The organism is Pseudovibrio flavus, assembly GCF_009711345.1.
In the GTDB taxonomy this organism is placed as follows: domain Bacteria; phylum Pseudomonadota; class Alphaproteobacteria; order Rhizobiales; family Stappiaceae; genus Pseudovibrio; species Pseudovibrio flavus.
The window spans coordinates 1-272 of the sequence record NZ_SMMA01000011.1 but is presented as its reverse complement, the minus strand read 5'-3'; the positions used below and the strand labels follow the sequence as shown (position 1 = coordinate 272).

The 272-nt window shown below is 54.0% G+C and carries 1 protein-coding gene; it reads right to left on the bottom strand.

The annotated features are described in order from the left end of the window. On the bottom strand, positions 1 to 272 hold a 272-nt coding region (locus E1162_RS00035), incomplete at both ends, for an NAD(P)-binding domain-containing protein (protein WP_257098521.1).

Sequence of the window (272 nt, the reverse complement as noted above, 5' to 3'; positions counted from 1 at the left end):
GTTGCGTTCACTGCGCCAACTTCACCGCCGGAAACAGGACCATCAACATAACCGCAGCCCAGATCACGGATCTTGGCAGCAAACTCTTTGGTTGCCAGTGGGGAGATGGAGGACATGTCGACAACGATTTTGCCAGCAGACAGACCTTCAGCAACGCCGCCTTCAGCAAACAGAACAGCTTCTACATGCGGGGTGTCTGGCACCATGATGAAGATGATGTCAGCTTTGTCAGCAACTTCACGACCGCTTTCACAAGCGACGCCGCCCTTTTC